Source organism: Vibrio sp. SG41-7 (assembly GCF_014164465.1).
GTDB lineage: Bacteria > Pseudomonadota > Gammaproteobacteria > Enterobacterales > Vibrionaceae > Vibrio > Vibrio splendidus.
Map to the genome: position 1 here is coordinate 1 of NZ_JACJFF010000090.1, position 19,158 is coordinate 19,158.

The 19,158-nt window shown below is 43.0% G+C and carries 13 protein-coding genes and 1 pseudogene; 4 read left to right on the forward strand and 10 right to left on the reverse strand.

From position 1 onward, the window contains the following. The coding region (locus tag H5300_RS19365) for an ImpA family metalloprotease (protein ID WP_259397789.1) at nt 1-2,733 on the forward strand (2,733 nt) is incomplete at its 5' end. Between the two features lie 123 nt (nt 2,734-2,856). On the opposite strand, the gene xthA is transcribed toward H5300_RS19365, so the two are convergent. The 9 genes and pseudogenes from xthA to dinG form a co-directional block, all read right to left on the reverse strand. Beyond that, nucleotides 2,857-3,663 carry an exodeoxyribonuclease III gene (gene xthA / locus H5300_RS19370; RefSeq protein WP_182796628.1) on the reverse strand — a complete coding sequence of 269 codons (807 nt, stop codon included), beginning with the start codon at nt 3,661-3,663 and terminating at the stop codon, nt 2,857-2,859. A gap of 171 nt (nt 3,664-3,834) precedes the next feature. Continuing rightward, nucleotides 3,835-5,925, reverse strand: a complete 2,091-nt coding sequence (locus tag H5300_RS19375; RefSeq protein ID WP_182796636.1) for a S9 family peptidase — start codon at nt 5,923-5,925, stop codon at nt 3,835-3,837. Between the two features lie 335 nt (nt 5,926-6,260). After that, nucleotides 6,261-6,722, reverse strand: a pseudogene (locus H5300_RS19380) (Bcr/CflA family drug resistance efflux transporter); the annotation flags it as partial. Between the two features lie 113 nt (nt 6,723-6,835). After that, nucleotides 6,836-8,137 carry a patatin-like phospholipase family protein gene (locus H5300_RS19385; protein ID WP_182796629.1) on the reverse strand — a complete coding sequence of 434 codons (1,302 nt, stop codon included), beginning with the start codon at nt 8,135-8,137 and terminating at the stop codon, nt 6,836-6,838. A 311-nt stretch (nt 8,138-8,448) separates the two neighbouring features. Beyond that, complete coding sequence (locus H5300_RS19390) at nt 8,449-9,582, reverse strand: cupin domain-containing protein (protein ID WP_182796630.1); 1,134 nt, start codon at nt 9,580-9,582, stop codon at nt 8,449-8,451. Between the two features lie 36 nt (nt 9,583-9,618). After that, the gene (gene rsmS / locus H5300_RS19395; RefSeq protein ID WP_004736541.1) at nt 9,619-9,789 is read right to left on the reverse strand and encodes a pleiotropic regulatory protein RsmS; all 171 of its coding nucleotides are present in this window, start codon (nt 9,787-9,789) and stop codon (nt 9,619-9,621) included. After that, nucleotides 9,779-10,327 carry a primosomal replication protein gene (locus H5300_RS19400; protein ID WP_029405213.1) on the reverse strand — a complete coding sequence of 183 codons (549 nt, stop codon included), beginning with the start codon at nt 10,325-10,327 and terminating at the stop codon, nt 9,779-9,781. The genes rsmS and H5300_RS19400 overlap by 11 nt, the downstream gene beginning before the upstream one ends. A 22-nt stretch (nt 10,328-10,349) precedes the next feature. Next, nucleotides 10,350-11,129, reverse strand: a complete 780-nt coding sequence (locus tag H5300_RS19405; protein ID WP_004736543.1) for a TSUP family transporter — start codon at nt 11,127-11,129, stop codon at nt 10,350-10,352. A gap of 128 nt (nt 11,130-11,257) precedes the next feature. After that, complete coding sequence (dinG, locus tag H5300_RS19410) at nt 11,258-13,348, reverse strand: ATP-dependent DNA helicase DinG (protein WP_182796631.1); 2,091 nt, start codon at nt 13,346-13,348, stop codon at nt 11,258-11,260. 513 nt (nt 13,349-13,861) lie between these two features. Here dinG and H5300_RS19415 point away from each other — a divergent pair. Together H5300_RS19415 and H5300_RS19420 are read left to right on the forward strand one after the other, a co-directional pair. After that, nucleotides 13,862-14,860 carry a porin gene (locus H5300_RS19415; RefSeq protein ID WP_182796632.1) on the forward strand — a complete coding sequence of 333 codons (999 nt, stop codon included), beginning with the start codon at nt 13,862-13,864 and terminating at the stop codon, nt 14,858-14,860. A gap of 107 nt (nt 14,861-14,967) precedes the next feature. Then, the gene (locus tag H5300_RS19420; RefSeq protein ID WP_182796633.1) at nt 14,968-15,630 is read left to right on the forward strand and encodes a DUF2057 domain-containing protein; all 663 of its coding nucleotides are present in this window, start codon (nt 14,968-14,970) and stop codon (nt 15,628-15,630) included. A gap of 63 nt (nt 15,631-15,693) precedes the next feature. On the opposite strand, the gene H5300_RS19425 is transcribed toward H5300_RS19420, so the two are convergent. After that, the gene (locus tag H5300_RS19425) at nt 15,694-16,422 is read right to left on the reverse strand and encodes a pseudouridine synthase (RefSeq protein ID WP_182796634.1); all 729 of its coding nucleotides are present in this window, start codon (nt 16,420-16,422) and stop codon (nt 15,694-15,696) included. A gap of 339 nt (nt 16,423-16,761) precedes the next feature. Between H5300_RS19425 and H5300_RS19430 the strand changes: the two genes are divergently transcribed. Further along, nucleotides 16,762-18,987 carry an NADP-dependent isocitrate dehydrogenase gene (locus H5300_RS19430; RefSeq protein ID WP_182796635.1) on the forward strand — a complete coding sequence of 742 codons (2,226 nt, stop codon included), beginning with the start codon at nt 16,762-16,764 and terminating at the stop codon, nt 18,985-18,987. The last annotated feature ends 171 nt before the right edge of the window (nt 18,988-19,158 follow it).

Sequence of the window (19,158 nt, forward strand, 5' to 3'; positions counted from 1 at the left end):
GGAGGTTCTGGAGGTTCTGGAGGTTCTGGAGGTTCTGGAGGGGAAGGTAATGAAGGCGGCGGAAGTGGCGAGCCTGGTATCACTCCGGTTCCACAAACTGCTGTTCAAAAGGCGTTGTCCACAGGTGACGCTTCTTATGTAGCAGACTCCAATGAATTCATTGATGCAAGCCAAGCGTTAGTTACTGAATACAACTCGAACTACAACCACATTAAGCAAGCTCTATCACAAAACTCTGATGGTGAGCCTTTACGCAATCTTCATTGGGATCCAACACACGATACGGCAATTATCTTACCAACTTATGGTTTTAACGATGTCATCTTGCAAACCAATAAAGCGATGCAAGATGGGTATTCCGACCAAGAGCTTGTCATTGGTATCGCGGGTTATACGTCAGATAACAGTCGCTATGCAGCATTGGCAAGTAACCCGTTTCGAACTAAGCAACGCTTTCCAGATTCTGTCAACGAAGAGATGGATATTTGGCTAGAAAACTTGGTTAAGTGGGCTGCTGATAATGATTCACCACAAAATGTCGTATTAGCTCAGCTCGATCAATCTCATTATTTTCCTGACGACCAAGCTACGCGCAACTGGTTGACTAGCAATATCAATCCTTCAATGGTTATTAATGCCGACAATACTTGTGATGGCGGTAAGTTGAGTCAATGCATTGAAAACAATAACCCTGATTTACTGGTTTTGTCTCAAAAGCTGAATGATGGTGATGACATTGAAGATGTGATTACGGGTTTACGCTTGGCGTTCAATAAAAATATACCAGTGTTATATCTACACCTTGATGGCGGCATGACGGACTTAGGTAACGCGCTATTTTCAGAAATGCACATGACTTACGTTGGCGACAACTATTGGCGTAAGCTCGGTTTATCGAACTGGGATTCTACACAGCTGATAGATCGAATACCGGATAATATTGTTCAACAACAAGCGCTTTTACAGCGACTGAAAGACAACAGCTTCACCGTCGATCTGAATTCGTGTGATGACAAATCTTGTCCTGACGATTCCAACATGAATGAAGAGTTCTATGCCGCTGCGAACAGTATTCGTTCACACCTAACGACTCTTGATAGCAAAAAAATTGATCTGTTTGCAACCGATGATTACGAATATGAAAAGTTGTTGCTGTTACTCGCTGATCGTTATCGCCAAGATGTTCAATACCCGATGGGTAAAGGCGTAACTGAGAGAATCGAGTTTCTCCATTCTTACTATAGTGATTACGCCACATACAACAGCCGTTTGTATAATGCAGCGCAACCAAGCTTAGGTAATTTCAGCTCTAAGAGTTTTGATAATGTACCGTTGGTCACCAAGCTTATTTCCTTAGAGTCTAAGAGAAACTTTCGTGCGGCTGGTGTTTATGCTTTGCCGGGTAAGACAATCAAAGTGACTCGTTTGGACAGTAATGAGGTGGCGACATCGATAGCATTTAATACCCTACGTAGTGGCGCGACTCACGAATTTTCGGGCGATGACGGCTATGCTAGGCCGAAGTTTTTGACCTCAGTAACCTATCCCGTGAAAACAGGAGAGACGATTTATCTGACTTCTGCCTATGGCGGAACATTACAGGTTCATTTTGATACCAATGATATTGATGTTGAACTGCGTTTTGAGAATGTTGCTCAACACCCTGTTTGGCGAAGTGAAGCCGACAACGACAGTTTTGTCGCCCAGCTTGAAGAAGGAAAGTTTGATTGGGCCGAGTTGGTTACACCTGGGTTCGAAGTCCATTCTAAACTAGACAAGATGAAAGAGTCTATCGGTGCCTCAGATTGGGCGCAGCCGCATGATATGGCACTCGCCACTGAGCGTTATGTACATAACTTTCCTCATGCGCTTGCAGGTTTTAGAGGTCCTGGGATTGATGAAATTACTGAAGTACATCAATACGGTGAGGCAAAGGGCTGGGAAATCGCGAACATTGATATCGTGAAGCACATGAATGCCGATCAAGCGAACTGTGGTTACGGCTGTTCAGGAAATCCTTACGATGCTTACTGGTCTTTTCACCCGTTAGGGCATGGTGATCTTCATGAGTTAGGGCATGGCTTAGAGAGAGGTCGTTTCAGATTTTCTGGATGGGATGGTCATTCAACAACCAACTACTATTCGTATTTTAGCAAATCAAAATACTACAAAGACACCGGAAAGGTATCTTCTTGCCAAGGCTTAGATTTTAAAGGGCAGTATCGGCTTTTACAGCAGAGCCGGGCTCAACCTGATCCAAATGCTTTTATGGCGGCTCAAAATCAAACTGGTTGGAGTTGGGGAGCTCGTATCTACATTCAAATGATGATGCTTGCAGAGCAGCAGGGTGTATTGAATTCGGGTTGGCATTTATTAGGGCGCTTGCACTTGATTGAGAGAGAGTTTAATCGCTTGAAAGGCGGTGATGAACTTTGGAACGATCGAAAAGGCTCGATTGGTTTTTCAGATTATACGAGACAAGAAGCGGTAGATATTACAAACAATGATTGGTTGCTTATCGCATTGAGTTACGTTGCAGAACGGAATATGACGCAATACTTAGACATGTGGGGGTTCAGTTTCAGTGATAAAGCGAAGCAACAAGTCACGGCTCTTAGTCTAAGTAACATGCCTTTGACATATTTTGCATCATCTAATCAAGGGTATTGTTTAGACGAGTTTGCCAAGGCAGCGCTGGATGTTGATGGCACGACTGCTTGGCCGCTGAACTAGACCATACGATATAAAAAAGAGAGGGGATATTATCTCCTCTCTTTCCTTATTAGCTTCTGATCAGCGTTGTGAGTACTATTTGTTTGCTGCTTGATCTGGCTAAGTTTTGTTACCTAAAAATAACTATTTAAACGTCGACCAAATCGGAGCGTGATCAGACGGTTTCTCAATACCACGCAGTTTGTAATCGATGCCAGCTTCAGTACATTTGTCAGCAAGCTTTTGAGTTGCGAGGACCACATCAATGCGCAGGCCACGGTTGTCCACGAAGCCTTTTGAGCGGTAATCAAACCACGAGTATTGATCGTTCACTTCAGGGTGTAGTAAACGGAAGCTGTCCACAAAACCCCAATCCATCAGTGTTTTCAACCATTCGCGCTCTTCTGGTTGGAAAGAACACTTACCTGTTTTCAACCAACGTTTCGCATTAGGTTCACCAATACCGATATCAATATCGGTAGGGCTGATATTAATGTCGCCCATTACGATCACTTGTTCATCTTTGTTGTGGTAATCGTTCAGGTACGTCATTAAGTCTTTGTAGAACTCACGCTTGTACGGGTATTTGGTTTCATGCTTAATGTTGTCTCCTTGAGGGAAGTAACCATTTAGCACAGTGACCTTCTCACCATTTTCATCTTCAAACGTCGCCATGATCATGCGCTTTTGATGATCTTCATTGTCTGTAGGAAAGCCTTTCTGTACAGAAATTGGTTCTTGCTTACACAGCATTGCTACACCGTAGTGCGCTTTTTGGCCGTGGAAGTAAACCTTGTAACCCATTGCTTCAACATCGGCTAATGGGAAGGCTTCATCGTGCACTTTTATCTCTTGCAGACCAATCACGTCGGGTTGGTGCTTATCGATAATAGCTTGCAGTTGGTGAAGACGGGCTCTAAGGCCATTTATGTTGAAGCTAATGACTTTCATTTGTTTTTATACCTCTCGTAAACCCTTGTGCTTGCTTGTTTATCAAGGGTTTGTTGATTTGGTGGATTTCATGGTGAATGGTATTTAACCATGCTTAATAATTTCTGTCGCCACTTTATAAAGACTAAATGGCGACGTTAAATTGTGTGAATACCTACAGTTACGCTGAGTCTACTGAGTTTTTAGTAAGTCTAAAAAGAACGCGTATTCAAGTGCGTCTTCTTTCAATCTTTTGAAGCGACCAGAAGCCCCGCCGTGACCAGTTTCCATATCGGTTTTGAACAACAACACATTATTGTCTGTTTTCATTTCACGCAGTTTCGCCACCCACTTCATTGGTTCAAAGTACTGTACTTGTGAGTCATGCAGGCCTGTTGTTACTAACATGTTCGGGTAGCTTTGAACTTTCACATTGTCATATGGTGAGTAACCTAGCATGTAATCGTAGTAGGTTTTATCGTTGGGGTTGCCCCATTCGTCATACTCGTTTGTGGTGAGAGGAATCGATTCATCAAGCATAGTCGTCACCACGTCTACAAACGGAACATGTGCACCAATACCACGGTAAAGTTCTGGTGCTTGGTTGACGATTGCGCCCATCAATAGGCCGCCAGCAGACCCGCCTACCGCAAATACTTTATCCTTAGCACCGTAACCTTCTTCAACAAGCCCTTTGGTTACATCAATAAAGTCGTTGAACGTGTTTTGTTTGGTCAGTTTCTTGCCATCTTCATACCAAGGGCGACCAAGCATCTCTGAACCTCGGATATGTGCGATAGCATAAACGAATCCGCGATCAAGTAAGCTGAGGCGAGCCGATCCAAAGGTTGGTTCGATTGTGTGGCCGTAAGAGCCGTAGCCGTATTGGTAGATAGGGTTTGTACCGTATTTCTTGAATAGATCTTTACGATAAACCAAAGACACAGGAACTTGTTGACCATCGCGAGCCGTTACCATGATTCGCTCTGATTGGTAGTTATCCGCTTCGAAATCACCTAATACGGGTGTCTGCTTCATTAGCTCAGATTCACCTGTACTTAGATCGAAATCATAGTAAGTACCTGGCGTAGTTAAGCTGCTGTAATAGATACGAACTTTTGAGTTATCTAATTCATAGTTACTCGTTAGGTAAGCGGCAAATGCGGTGTCGTTAAATTCAAGTGGGAACTCGTTGCCTGTTGAGAGTTGGCGAACTTTCACTGTAGACAAGCCATTCGCACGTTGCTCGTAAACAAGATGGTCATCAAACAGTTCGAAATCGACAAGTTGAGTGTCGTCGTCTGCTGGGATGACGTCGACCCATTTTGAACGGTCATGCATGTCTGCTGTGTTTACTTTCATTAAACGGAAGTTGACGGCTTGGTAGTTGGTGTCGATGTAATACCAATCATCTAGCTTAGCGATGCTGTACTCGATGCCAGTCTCTCGTGGGTAGAAAGGTTTTGCTTTCGCGTTTGGGTTGTTGGCATCAATGATCGAAACACCACTGGTTTCAGTGCTCGAGTGCCAAATGTAGACCTGTTCACCGTCTTTGCTTTTACTCAAAGAGGTGTAGTAAGCGCTGTCGGTTTCTTCGTAGATTAGCTCATCGCTTGTCTGAGATGTGCCCAATACATGTCGTAAAACTTGGTAACCCAGCAATGTTTGTGGATCTTTCTTGATGTAGTAGAAGGCTTGGTTGTCGTTTTGCCATGCAATTGCACTCGAGGCACCTTCAATTTCATCTTTCAGATATTCACCTGTCGTGAGGTCTTTAATCTTGATGGTGTAGATTCGGCGGCTAAGCGTATCTTCGCCATAGGCCAACAAGTTTTCGTTTGGACTGATCGTCAAGCCACCAACACTGAAGAATTCATGTTCTTTTGCCAGTGCGTTAACGTCTAAAATGATTTGCTTGTCTGCGCCTGCAAAGTCTTTTGCACGTAAGTGAACGGGGTATTCGTTGTCACCTGTGACTTCATTCGAATAGAAGTAGCTGCCTTTGCGAACCGGTACTGAATTGTCGTCTTTTGCGATTCGCCCTTTGATCTCTTCAAATAATTGTTTTTGTGCCGCTTCTGTATGTTTAAGCACCGTATCTGCGTACTGATTCTCTTGCTCAAGTTGTTTCAAGATCTCTGGGTCTTGGCGTTCATCATCGCGCATCCAGTAGTAATCGTCGATTCGGGTATCACCATTAATCGTCATTGCATGAGGGACTTTCTTAGCAACAGGAGCTTGTGTTTGCTGGGCGACAAGTTGCGATGGAGAGTAGTGGTTCATGGTTGTTATTCCTTGATTGCTGCATCCGGCGACAAGCGCGACCGATACGGCTAATGTGGTTAAAGCGAAACGCATCTTTATATCCTTAGTGTGCACCTTACTCGTTTTAATGCCAGCATCCTTTGTTGGTTAGGTTTCTTCCAGTGATGTTATTTATAATTGGATTCTGGATATGCACTTTCAGCGTAAGTGTCTGTTATTGTTTTCAAAAAATCAAAGTAATGTTAAATGAGATTGCTGATACGTGAGAGTGGAAGGAATAAATGCGAAACAAAAAAGGGACACACTTTTCAGTATGTCCCTCTTCGTTGTTTGGGTAGGGTTCGAGTTTTACTTTAGATAGCTAATGGCATTTCGTTTGAGTGGTCAGGTTTACGATTGACCCAACGTAAACCAAGCATAACGATAAATGACATTACGATCATCAAGCAACCGAGTGGCAACTGGTCTTGAGCCGGGAAGAACGATGCCAATAGTGTTGCGATACCAGCACCTAGGTTCTGCATGCCACCTAAGATCGCTCCTCCTGTACCAGCATGGTATGGGAATGGCGACAGTGCCCCTGTTGTTGCGGCTGGAAATAGGATACCAGCGCCCAAGAAGTAAATCGTTGCACCGCCAATCAAAGTTAATGCTGTTGTTTGACCGAATAGACCCGGTATTAACACCACTGCTGAGCCTACTAAGATCGACACTAGGCCGACATTCAGTGCGCGGCGCTCAGAGCGACGTTGTGCGATGTAACTAGATAGGCCTGCACCGATTAAGTAACCCGGAATGGGTAAAACAAACAAAACGTGGCTGGACGGTCCTGTCGGCGTGGAGGCTTACGTAAGACTCAATGTTTCGAGCTATTGTCTGCGAAACAAGAAGCATCATCTGACAGGGTGGTGAGAAGTCACGAACTTTATCATTTAGAATCTATGTTGTTTAGAAAACGGGCGATCTCAGGATGGTTTTTTAGTTGCTTAACTCCTTCTGCAATTAAAATATCGACCTGCTCTGCTTCTAGCTCTAGGTCTGTTGGAATATTATTAAGGTACTTCTTAAACTCGGGGTCGTCAGTGTTATTGAGGTTAATATTAACAAAATAGGTAGTGACGTTTCTTTTAGTCTCTAACTTTTTAAGCTCGCTTAGGTAAAGAGCTTTTGATACTTCATTGAGCCTATGAACTTGCACATCCGTCATAAAGCCAATGGTTTCAGATAGACTTGGTTCTTTAGTTGAGTGATCCATCGAAGACGTTGGCGATGCAGAAGCATCGATGGATATAGCAATTAGATGTGGTTTAACTTTAGAGCGAATTCGGTTGACGTACCGTTTATCACTCAAGTTCATTATGTCATAAATAGCAAGTAGACCAAGGTTGTCTGCTAATCCACCATCGACCAAATGGACATACTTCTTATCATTTTTATTGGAGTAGTTATTAAGGCCTTCTATGAGGGATACAGTAAAATGATTAGTTTCGTCTTGACTGTTTAAATTAAATAGAGCCTGATTGCCACACCCTGAGTGATTTTCGAGGACGACTGGGTTAAACATGATTGGAACGGCTGATGAAGCCGTTACTGCGCTTGCAATAGGATAAGATGAGATGTCTGCACAAAGTAGGTTGAAGTACTCTTGAGTAAACGAAAAGCGTACACCTTGGCTTAAGTCGGTAGCATTAATGATAACAAGTGGACTATTTAATGGGTCAAAATCTGCGAAAGTTGCATTATTGAAAAGTTGATTTTGGTAGTAAGCCATCGTTTCTTCTGTTCTACCAGAGGAAGAAAACCATCGTCTAGGGTTTAGGATGCGCCAAAAAAGGTCACTTCCTACATCGTTGTACAAGAAATCTTTTTCGAAATCAGTAAATATCTTGTCACCGTAGAGGCCATAATAAGCCGCTGTGAAGCTGCCACCAGAAACGGCGCTCATAATATCAACCTCTTCGAGTAGCGTATCGTCACTATTATCGAGATTAATTTGCGTCTCTTTGAGCCCTTTCAATACGCCATAGGAGAGTGCCGCTGCTCGTGTGCCACCTCCGGACATTGCTACAACGACAGTGTACTCTCCAGCCTCACGTTTTTGGAAGTTACCGCCAAAAGAATAGAGTTCAGTAACATCAGTGTTATATTGCAATCTTTCATTTTCGATACTGCCATAACTAGAGCAGCCAGAAAGTGTTATGAAGAGGTAAATAACAAAAAATGAACGCACAACTAATTCCTTTGATTATGAGCTTCGTATGTTTTTCAGTTTAGGTGCAACTAATTAATCTTCAAGTTTTTTTCGATGATGTGAAGTAAGTTTTTGTTAGAAAAACGCTTAAAAATTGACCGAGAGCCTCAGCAGCAGAAAAAGCTGGTGAATCAGTTTAAGGTCTAGTTGTTCACGGTTTGGCTATTTAAGTTTAGCTAACGGTTGAATCGAAAAAGGGACAAATGAAGATTTCATTTGTCCCTTTTTTGTTTTTCTTAGGTTCTAAGGTTTGAGATCTCGATGATATCCACCGAAACCGATTAACGAAGTTAGTCTTCGATAAACCAGTAACCTTTGTTTACCAATTCAGTCACGACAGTGACACCTGAAGGAGTCAAAGTGGTTGCTGAGTTAATCACCGAGTCATCACACAGTACGTTTAGTAGCGATGAATCCGCTTCTTCAACCTTGACCACTTCACCATTGATGTAAGCCGTGTTGCTTTCATTCTCATGGTAGAGCGCTTTTAAGCCCGATACTCGACAGATCTCGCCTTCTGACTCTAAGTGCTGAGCGATCTCTTCTTCTGTCCATAATGGCTCAGGAGCGACGATATCAAGCTGGTGGCGTGATTGGCTTAGCAAACATCCCATGAATTCACTGATGGTTTCAGGTTGTTCTAGTGCAGATTTCAACATGTCAGTGAGATTGCTTAAATCCGATGAACGAATCTTGCCGTAGCCTTCTTGCGTTTTAAATTCTGGATCGTGCAGGTGTACGTCACCCATATCATGAGCAAGCACAAAATCGGCGAAGTTGCTGATCAGCTCTTGTTCTTTAGGAGAGCGATAGCCAATAGAGTAGCTCATTGACGGCTCTAACGTGTTCCCTTCATGCGGGAAACCCGGTGGGATATAAAGGATATCGCCCGGCTCTAAGGTTTCATCAATGATCGGTTCAAAACCTTCGATTTGACGAAGTGCAGAAGCTTGAACGGTCTCTTTGTATTGGCCCACATCTTTCGCGCCAACCTTCCACTGACGTTTACCTTGACCTTGAATGATGAATACATCGTATTGATCAATATGTGGGCCTACGCCGCCTTCAGGTGCCGAGTAGCAAATCATCAGGTCGTCGAATAACCAGTTTGGTAAAGCTTGGAACGCTTCTGTCAGCTGATTTGCACCTTGGTGCCAGTGGTTCGCTGCTTGAACGATCAATTGCCAATGTGTTTCAGTTAGCTCGCCAAATTTCTCTTCGGAGAATGGACCATGTTCTGCAGTCCATTGGTTGTTGAGGTTAGAGACAAAGCGAGAATCCACTTCTTCTTCCATCGATAAACCAGCAAGTTCTTCCGGCGAAATTGGGTCGACGAAGTTTTGGAAGCCACCTTTTAAGATGGTTGGTTTTTTATGCCAGTAGTTTTCAAGAAATTCGGGCATAGAAAAGCTAAGTTGGTACATGTGAATCCTGTATGTTTTTATGCTAGATGCTAGATGCTAGATGCTAGATGCTAGTTTGGCTTGTAAATCTTGTTGGACAATCTTAATTGCTTCTAACGCCACTTTTGGGTCGATTTCGTTGCTTTCGAGCAGATAGATCAGGTCGACAGCTAACTTAACTTCTTCTGGCGCATTATCCAGTGGTGATGATGTGTTATCAGTGTTCATTTCGCTTAGGGTTCTCTAAGTTAATCAGTCTCTCAATATTTTTCATTGAGTCTTCACAGCGTTCTAATCGTTCTTTTGCTAATTGCCAAGCCTCGTCCGCTTTTTTCTTACTGTGGCGAGGCGCAGAATCAAACGCTAACTTTCGTACTCGTACTAAATCGACCAGTCGTTTTTGCCAATCTTGGTGCTGAGCGAGTTCGTTGTATAGGTCGTTGAGATTCTTGCCTGACTTACTTTTTCGGTCTAAGCGTAAATCATGGTTAGCGAGCTCCCTTTGGATTGCAGCTATCTGGTTAGTCAGTTTTTCCGTCAGGTAGTTGGCCCGAGATGCGGTCAGTTGATTTGTCGCTTGTTCACGAATAATGGTGTTGTACGTTGTTTGAGTTTCAAGAGCGTAGGGCAGTAAAATAGAAGAGCTGCACTTAAATAAGGTTCGGTCAAACAAGGCTTGATGATAAGCACCACGGGCTTTGTCGACCTGAGAACTGTGCCCAATTAAGGTATCCAGTACACTTTTAAGATTTGAAAAATGGTTCATTTCGCTTCCCATTGGCTGGTGGCTATAAGTTTACAAACCACGCTTCGTAAGCCAGTTTAATCGCAAGGACACTCACAACAGTCACAAAGACAGGTCGTATAAATGTAGCACCAAAGCGAATAGCAGAGTGTGCTCCAACAAATGCACCAGCCATCAAACAAAGCCCCATGGTTAAACCTAGAACCCAATCAATATGACCGAGAATCGCAAAGGTCACCAAAGAGGTGAAGTTGCTAGTGAAGTTCATCGCTTTAGACAAACCAGAAGCCAGTAAGATATTTAAGCGATAAAGCGCCATAGAACTCACCGTCCAAAACGCGCCAGTACCTGGGCCTGCAACACCATCATAAAAGCCAAGAATGAATCCTTGGTACTTTTGTTTTCTTTTAAGTACCGGACACGGTTTAGGAGACACATTATGGCTCACATCCGGAGTTTTATGAAAAATGGTATAGACAGCAGCGGCAAGAATAACTAATGGCAATACCTTCTCTAACCACTCTGTACTAATAGCATCAACAGTCAGGGTGCCGATTGTTGCACCTATTAATGTCGATATGAATGCATTGGTCCAACATTCAGGTTTGAACAGTTTCTTACGATAGTAAGTAAAAGCTGCAGTTGATGAGGCAAACGTTGCGGCCAGCTTATTAGTTCCGAGTGCAATATGTGGCGGTAAACCAAGCGATAGCAAAGCTGGGACGGTTAACATCCCTCCGCCACCGGCGACAGCATCGATAAAGCCTGCTGCAAATGCAACCAAGGCAAGTATGACCAACATGGTTGGCTCAATCATTTCCATAAATAGCTAGTGTTCTCGTTATCGGCTGTTAGGGCAGCCACATGAATAATCAATGGATTAGTCATGTTGGGTTGTGAATGCAAGGGCCTAGCGATGACAGGCCCATAACTACCTTGGGGGCAGTAAAATTAGTATTTTATTGTTCTTTTAAAAGGCGGTAGCGAATCGAGTAGGGATTTCCCGTATCGCTTCGTGACTATGCGTCTATCAAGGATCGTGACTTTACCAGAATCTCTTTCCTTACGCAGTAGTCTACCCACAGATTGAATAAGCTTTTTACTCGCATCTGGAACAGTAATCTGCATAAAAGGGTTACCACCGCGTGATTCAATATATTCTGAGTGTGCTTGCTCTACGGGAGAGGTAGGAACACCAAAAGGAATCTTGGTAATAACTAGGTTTTCAAGAAGCTCACCAGGTAGATCAAGACCCTCAGAAAAGCTGCCAGTTCCAAAAAGAACGCTGGTTTTACCTTGGTCTATTAGCTTTTTATGTTTTTTTAGGATTTCAGAGCGTGAAGTATCACCTTGAACCTGCAATTCCCATGATTTTTTAACGAAATCTGTTGCTAACGCCTCTGCAACTTTGTTCATTTGCCAGTAAGAAGAGAATAGAACGAGATTGGCTTTTTTGTCTTCTATTACCTTAGGCAAAATTTCAATAAGATATTCGGTAAACTGAGGTGCTTGTGGTTCGTACTTCATTGCCGGAACAATCAACTCAGCTTGACTCTGGTAATCAAACGGTGATGCCAAAGCCAAAAACTGTACGCCATCTTCTACTTTTTGGCTGATACCTGCTTGATGACAGAAAAAGCTAAAAGAGTTGAGCGCTCTCATGGTCGCAGATACTAATACGGCACCAACACAGCGGCTCCAGATTTGCTGGTCGAGTTGCCAACCCACCTCTAGTGGCGAAACATTAACAACGAAGTCGCCTTCACTCTCTTTATTCAGTTCGAGCCAACGAGCCAAAGGAGCGCCTTTTTCTCTCTTCGGTTCAGCCATTAAGCGCCAAACTTGGGCAAGGTTCTCTGTTCTTTGTATATAGAAGCCAATTTCTGCAAGTGCAGGCTCTGCAAGCTTTGCTGAAAGTTCTCCGTCTTTAACTCGTTCTGCAATCAGGTCTGCAATCTTCGCAACGGCTTGGCTCGCCTTTTGTGTGAGCTGCTTAAGATCTTTAGATTCATTCTCAAGCCACTCAGGTAAGTCGCCATGTTCGAAGCGATACAAGCCGTCTTCAAAGTGATTAGCGTCAAACTGTTTACTCATTTGAGTCAGGGTAGGGATCAGCTGTTGCACTGAGTCTTGCAGCTCATTTCGAAATCGATGAACACGCTTTTCGTCGGCGAGACCTGAAAGCTTAGTGATTGATTGATTCAAACGCTCCAACCATGACGCCGCGCCTTTTAAACTCGCAGCCGCAGAAGAGTGATCTCTGGCTACATGCGGTAAATGGTGAGCTTCATCGAATATATAGATGCTATTTTCTGGTTCAGGCAGTATCACGCCGCCGCCTAAGTCTGCATCAGCCATCACTAAACTGTGATTGGCGATGATCACGTCTGCTTTATCTAGCTCTAAGCGAGCTTTCTGGAAAGGGCAGTCTCTATGCGTAGGCATACTGTTGTTACAGCTGTGCTTATCACTGACAATCATCTGCCAAATCATGTTGTCGATGGGTTTTGGCCACGAATCACGGTCACCATCCCATTTACCTTGGGTTAGGCTGCGGTACATGGTTTGAAGTTGGTCGATATCCTTTTTCTTCGGCTTAGATTCGAACATTGCCATTTGTCCGCCATCAATTTGTCCACCATCAAGCCCACAAGCAACGGCTAACTTCTCGGAGCAACAATAACGCTGTCTTCCTTTCGCTAATATAAAAGAAAACTCTCGATCAGTCAGTCTTCTATATAGAGGGAGATCTTTATTGACGAGCTGCTCTTGTAGCGCAACCGTGGCCGTCGATATAACTATTTTTCGATTATTGAGCACAGCGACAGGAATAGTAGCCATTAAATAAGCCAGTGATTTCCCGATCCCTGTCCCCGCTTCTGCAACAATCATGCGATTACTTTTGTGGTATTGACCACAAAGTGTCTTCGCTATTTCTGCAACAAGGTAATTTTGAGCACGTCGAGGTACAAAGTTGTCCAACTGATCTTGGAGGTTTTGATAACTGGTGCGAATAGATTTTTGAATTTTAGTAGTTAGCATACTGTGACCTACTTAACGGAGCGAGGATAGTAGCACATATCACTAGTCGGTACATTTACGGTGAAATAGCTGGCTTTTGAATCAAAGGTAGATCTCGTTCACAAAAAAAAACTGAACCTTCAGGAACTTAACGATTTTATTTATGCTGTGAAATATAAATATTAAAAAAGACTTGGTTGCAGGTGTAAAGTTCTGGTTCTTGGTCGCTTTGTAGAATATTTTTGGTTGTTAATTCTGTTTTGTTCTTTTTTTGGATTGTTGTATTTCCTGGTAAAACTAAGGGTAACTTGCTCGTAAAACAATGAAAAAAAATGTAAGTGATTGATTTTGATTGATTTGTGTTTTTTTTAGGTTTATTTTTAGTTTATTTGACACGCAGGATAATCTTTTGCAATCTAGACCTCGAAATTTAGTGACGGTGATTAACCAACAAAGATTGGTAATGACCAGGCATAAAAATAAAAGGGAACCGGGCAAGGATCTCCCATTCTTAGAAAAGGCAGTGGATTTATTATGAAAAAGACTCTTTTAGCGCTAGCAGTAATGACTGCGGCAGGTTCAGCAAATGCAGCTATCGAAATTTACAACCAAGATGACGTAACTGTAGGCCTTAAAGGCGATATCGAAGTTGTGTACAAAAACTCTTTAACTACTAGCTCAATGGAGCAAGTTATCGAAGATGCCGATTTTGGCTTTGATGTGCGTTATGCTGTAAACAGCGACTGGACTGTAGGCGCATTTTGGGAATTCAACGGCTCTGATCAAGCTAACTCAGAAAATACTAAAAACGGCGATACATATGTAGCTGCATACCACAAAACTTTTGGTTCAATTAAATTTGGTCGCCTTTGTACTGCAGTTGACGATCTTGGTATCGGATCAGATGAAGCATTTGGTATTAAGACTTACCTAGATAACACTACAAACGAATGTGGTGATGAAGGTATCCGTTATGACTTTGATAACGGAGATCTATATGTGACTGCAGGTTATGTTCAAGATAAAGTTGATGGTTCAGACAACGAGGAAAACCCTGGTAGCGACACAGATTACATGGACATGCGTCTCGGTTATCGTTTAGCTGATTTTGATATTTCTGGTTTCATGTCAAATACAAGTGTAGATGCTGAAAGACAGCAAGAATTGGAAGCCACAGCCACTTCTCCATACACAGCTAAAGTTGACCACCAAGGTTACGGCGCAGAATTAGTATACTCTGGTATTGAAAACACTTACTTATCTACTGCATATTACGCCACAACGTCTGATGCTGCTAACGATGATAATACCGTGATTGCTTTTGCAGCTGGTTACACGATGGGACTTTGGGGATTCAACGGTGGTTATTCATTTGGTAACCATGACGATAGCTCTAAAGATGCTGATAACTGGTTTGTGAATACTACTTACGCAGTAGCTCCTAACACTAATACTTACGTTGAAGTTGGCGGTGAAAGCTCTGACCGTGACACTGGTACTGCTTTAGCTATTGGTGTTGAAGCGTCATTTTAATTGACTGCTTAACCTATTTGTAGATAAATAAGCCACCTTCGGGTGGCTTTTTTGTTAATATAAAGAGTATGTTAGGTCATTTTATTTATTCTGGGATGAGAACAACAATGAAGAAAGCATGGTTAGCATTAGGGTTGCTTGCAACCGTAGTCGGCAGTGTAAGTGCTGCGACTTTAACACCACAAAATGGAGTGTCCATTCTATTTATTAATGGGCAAGCTGCTGAAAGCAAAATCAGTGATAATCAAATCAATGAGGGTTTTAACCAAGTTGTTGTTCGCTTTGATAAAAAATTTGGTAATAGTGGAGTATACTCTTCAGCGCCTTATATATTGAGCTTTAATGTTACCGGTGATGAAGTAAAAATTAAGTCCCCAAAAGCGCGTAGTTATATTGAAGCAGAGAAGGTCTTCGAAAGCGGAAATCCTTCATGGAATGTTGTACAAGATGAAGTGGCAATCAAATATCAACAGAATGTCATTGAGCGTAAACCTGGTTTTGCACCTTTTGGCGGGTTAGACTCTCGGTTGGTTGAGTATAATGAAAGTAATGCGATCTACTTCAAGGATGGTGTGTTGCTTGATAAACCGGCTGACGCCGTGGCTCTAGTTCCTGTGGCAACAGGAATGGTTGTAGAAAATGAAGCCAAAACTCAAACGAAAACAGCGCCAACAGAAGCTCAAAATGTCGAGCAATTGAAAGCTTGGTATCTAAAAGCTTCTAAAAATGAGCGCAAAGAATTCCGTAAATGGATGATTGATCAAGAGTAATTAATCTTCATATACAAAAAGGCAAGGCATAATTAATGTCTCGCCTTTTTATATCACGATGAGTTAAATTTCTTTCCACTCACCTGGTTGAAGCTGACCCACGTTCATATTCCCCATCGAATAGCGAATAAGTCGCAGGGTAGGGAAGCCGATATTTGCTGTCATTCGTCTCACCTGACGGTTACGCCCTTCAATGATAGTAATCGCTAACCATGTTGTCGGTATTGCGGCTCTGAAACGCACTGGAGGGGTTCTTTCCCACACAACTGGTTCAGACATCACCTCAACCTGAGCAGGCAGTGTCATGCCGTCTTTTAGCTCCACGCCTTTTCTCAATTTATCTAAATCTTCCTCAGAAGGTGCGCCTTCAACCTGCACCCAGTAAGTCTTTGGTGATTTTGAGTTTGGCTGAGTTAACTTAGCTTGGAAGATGCCATCATTGGTCAAGACCATTAATCCTTCGCTGTCGCGATCAAGTCGACCCGCCGCGTAAACATCTTTAACCGGAATAAAGTCGGCGAGTGTTTTCCTGCCTTCGCCATCAGTGAACTGGCTGAGAGTATCGAAAGGCTTGTTGAACAAAATGACTTTGCGATCTTCGATTGCCACCTTAGGTTTCACGTTGGTAGGTTTGCTTTTATGTCGGTGCTTACTCGAGTGCGATTTTTTATGCGAACTACCCGTGTTATTTTTATCACTGCTTCGGTTTTGTCTATTACCGCTTTGTTTTAATGTTGCACCAGCACGAGCTGGTTTGTCTGAACGAGATGCGCTGCGTGAGCGAGTAGACATGTTAACTACCTTGCAAAAATGTAAACGAAGTGTGCTGAAAAGTTTTCACTGAAACGGAATTGAGCTATCATTTGCGCGCCTAAAAGACACAAAATAGAACAAGTTGATGGACTCTTAAGCCTGATTTGTTTAATTATACCTTCGTGTTTTATTATAACTGGCTCTTTTATTAAAACAAAGCACTCACGGATTTGGTTCATGCTGTCATCAAGATTGCATGAAAAATAAGATAGAGTACGACTATCGAGTAAGCAGTTTTCACTCTTTGAGTGGCTTACTGGTCAATTTATAACATGCTCACTATTTTAAATGAGCTTGTAAGAACTATAGGGAAATTTCATGCCTACTGAAAAACCAACGATCATCTATACCATTACAGATGAAGCTCCGGCGCTAGCAACATACTCTCTGCTGCCAATCATTCAATCTTTTACAGCTTCTTCTGGTATTAACGTTGATACTCGCGACATTTCACTTGCAGGGCGCATTATTGCCAACTTCCCTGACTATTTGAACGAAGAGCAACGTATTGGTGATGCATTAGCAGAACTAGGTGAATTGGCTAAGACACCAGAAGCGAACATTATCAAGCTTCCAAACATCTCGGCATCTGTACCTCAGCTTCAAGTAACGATCAAAGAGCTACAGTCAAAAGGTTACGCACTTCCTAATTACCCAGAAGAAGCAAACACTGACGAAGAGAAAGCAGTAAAAGCGACTTACGATAAGATCAAGGGTAGTGCAGTAAACCCAGTATTGCGTGAAGGTAATTCAGATCGCCGCGCACCACTTTCAGTTAAAAACTACGCGAAGAAAAACCCACACTCAATGGGTGCATGGTCAGCAGATTCTAAGTCTCATGTTGCAAGCATGGAAGACAAAGACTTCTTCGGCAGCGAAAAATCGACAACAATCGATGGTGCGACTGAAGTAAGTATCGAGTTTGTAGGTAAAGATGGCGCGAAGAAAACACTGAAGTCAGCTTTTGCACTGCAAGATAAAGAGATCATTGATGCATCAGTGATGAATAAGGCCGCTTTGGTTGCATTTTTCGAAAAAGAAATCGCATCGGCTAAAGAGCAAGGTGTACTGCTTTCTCTTCACATGAAAGCAACGATGATGAAAGTATCTGATCCTGTGATCTTTGGTCATGCGGTTAAGGTTTACTACAAAGACGTATTCGCTAAACATGGTCAACTGTTTGAAGAGCTAGGTGTTGATGTTAACAACGGCATCGGTGATGTATACGCAAAAATTGCTGCACTTCCTCAAGATCAGAAACAGGCAATCGAAGCTGACCTGCAAGCGGTATACGAGACTCAGCCACCACTAGCGATGGTTGATTCGGACCGTGGTATTACTAACCTACACGTACCAAGCGATATCATTGTGGATGCATCTATGCCTGCAATGCTACGTTCTTCTGGTCAAATGTGGGATCCAGAAGGTAAGCAAAAAGATACCAAAGCAATGATCCCAGATCGTAGCTACGCGAGCATTTACCAAGCGGTTATTGATTTCTGTAAAGAGAACGGCGCTTTCGATCCAACAACGATGGGTAGCGTACCAAACGTTGGCTTGATGGCTCAAAAAGCGGAAGAGTACGGTTCTCACGATAAGACTTTCATCCTTGAAGCTGCTGGTCAGGTTCAAGTTGTTGACGCTTCAGGCGCTGTGCTTCTAGAGCAAGACGTAGAGGAAGGCGATATCTTCCGTATGTGTCAGGTTAAAGATGCACCAATTCAAGATTGGGTTAAGCTAGCGGTTACTCGTGCTCGTGCATCGGGTGTTCCTGCGGTATTCTGGTTAGATGCAGCTCGAGCACACGACGCTCAGCTTATTAAGAAAGTAGAAGCTTACCTTCCTGAATACGATACTGATGGTCTTGAAATCAAGATCCTTGCTCCACTTGAAGCAACGCAATACTCACTGGTTCGTATCAAAGAAGGTCTAGATACTATTTCTGTTACAGGTAACGTATTACGTGATTACCTAACGGATTTGTTCCCAATTCTAGAGCTTGGTACATCAGCTAAAATGCTATCGATTGTTCCACTAATGAACGGTGGCGGTTTGTTTGAAACAGGTGCTGGCGGTTCTGCTCCTAAGCACGTGCAACAAGTAGAGAAAGAAAACCACCTGCGTTGGGATTCTTTAGGTGAATTCTTGGCATTAGCGGCATCTTTAGAGCACCTAAGCGTGGTCACTGGCAATGCTAAAGCACAAGTTCTAGCTGACGCGCTTGATAAAGCGACGGGTGAGTTCCTAGATAAAAACAAATCTCCTTCACGTCGAGTAGGTGAGCTTGATAACCGTGGTAGCCATTACTACTTAGCAGCATACTGGGCTAAAGCGCTTGCTGAGCAAACGGTTGACGCTGACCTTGCTGCTGAGTTTGCAGGTGTGGCAAGTCAATTGGCTGAAAGTGAAGAAGCTATTGTTGCTGAGCTAAACAACGCTCAAGGTCCTGCAGGTGATTTAGGTGGTTATTACCTACTTGATGATGCATTGGTTTCATCACTAATGCGTCCAAGTTCAACACTGAACGCATTCATTGACGCATAGTGATTAGACTCACCGTTAGCAAATTATGGTCATGATTTACTAACGAGTTGCTTGGTCTGACAGTTAAGTCATAGACCAAGACAAAACGAAAGACGCTTTAACGATAACGTTAAAGCGTCTTTTTTTATTCATAATGCTTTCCTAGACCTAGACCTAGACCTAGACCTAGAC

What these genes read in the sequence shown, in the direction of transcription:
- H5300_RS19400 (WP_029405213.1), bottom strand. Translation starts at nt 10,327, where the DNA reads ATGAACCATTTTTCAAATCTTAAAAGTGTACTGGATACCTTAATTGGG.
- rsmS (WP_004736541.1), bottom strand. Translation starts at nt 9,789, where the DNA reads ATGAACACTGATAACACATCATCACCACTGGATAATGCGCCAGAAGAA.
- dinG (WP_182796631.1), bottom strand. Translation starts at nt 13,348, where the DNA reads ATGCTAACTACTAAAATTCAAAAATCTATTCGCACCAGTTATCAAAAC.
- xthA (WP_182796628.1), bottom strand. Translation starts at nt 3,663, where the DNA reads ATGAAAGTCATTAGCTTCAACATAAATGGCCTTAGAGCCCGTCTTCAC.
- H5300_RS19390 (WP_182796630.1), bottom strand. Translation starts at nt 9,582, where the DNA reads ATGTACCAACTTAGCTTTTCTATGCCCGAATTTCTTGAAAACTACTGG.
- H5300_RS19420 (WP_182796633.1), top strand. Translation starts at nt 14,968, where the DNA reads ATGAAGAAAGCATGGTTAGCATTAGGGTTGCTTGCAACCGTAGTCGGC.
- H5300_RS19430 (WP_182796635.1), top strand. Translation starts at nt 16,762, where the DNA reads ATGCCTACTGAAAAACCAACGATCATCTATACCATTACAGATGAAGCT.
- H5300_RS19405 (WP_004736543.1), bottom strand. Translation starts at nt 11,129, where the DNA reads ATGGAAATGATTGAGCCAACCATGTTGGTCATACTTGCCTTGGTTGCA.
- H5300_RS19425 (WP_182796634.1), bottom strand. Translation starts at nt 16,422, where the DNA reads ATGTCTACTCGCTCACGCAGCGCATCTCGTTCAGACAAACCAGCTCGT.
- H5300_RS19375 (WP_182796636.1), bottom strand. Translation starts at nt 5,925, where the DNA reads ATGAACCACTACTCTCCATCGCAACTTGTCGCCCAGCAAACACAAGCT.
- H5300_RS19415 (WP_182796632.1), top strand. Translation starts at nt 13,862, where the DNA reads ATGAAAAAGACTCTTTTAGCGCTAGCAGTAATGACTGCGGCAGGTTCA.